Origin of the sequence: Virgibacillus siamensis (genome assembly GCF_039522605.1) — a bacterium.
GTDB classification, from domain to species: Bacteria; Bacillota; Bacilli; order Bacillales; family Amphibacillaceae; genus Lentibacillus; species Lentibacillus siamensis.
On sequence record NZ_BAAADS010000037.1, the window covers coordinates 1 to 518 of the forward strand.

Consider the following 518-nt stretch of genomic DNA (forward strand, 5'->3'; position numbering starts at 1 on the left):
AAGGCAGAAGGGAGCTTGACTGCGAGACCTACAAGTCGAGCAGGGACGAAAGTCGGGCTTAGTGATCCGGTGGTTCCGCATGGAAGGGCCATCGCTCAACGGATAAAAGCTACCCCGGGGATAACAGGCTTATCTCCCCCAAGAGTTCACATCGACGGGGAGGTTTGGCACCTCGATGTCGGCTCATCGCATCCTGGGGCTGTAGTCGGTCCCAAGGGTTGGGCTGTTCGCCCATTAAAGCGGTACGCGAGCTGGGTTCAGAACGTCGTGAGACAGTTCGGTCCCTATCCGTCGTGGGCGTTGGAAGTTTGAGAGGAGCTGTCCTTAGTACGAGAGGACCGGGATGGACACACCGCTGGTGTACCAGTTGTTCCGCCAGGAGCATAGCTGGGTAGCTACGTGTGGCAAGGATAAGTGCTGAAAGCATCTAAGCATGAAGCCCCCCTCAAGATGAAACTTCCCATCACTTCGAGTGAGTAAGATCCCTCAGAGACGATGAGGTAGATAGGTCCGAGGTG

General features: G+C 56.0%; 1 rRNA gene. It reads left to right on the forward strand.

The annotated features are described in order from the left end of the window. A 23S ribosomal RNA gene (locus ABD010_RS18275) occupies positions 1-518 on the forward strand; the annotation flags it as partial.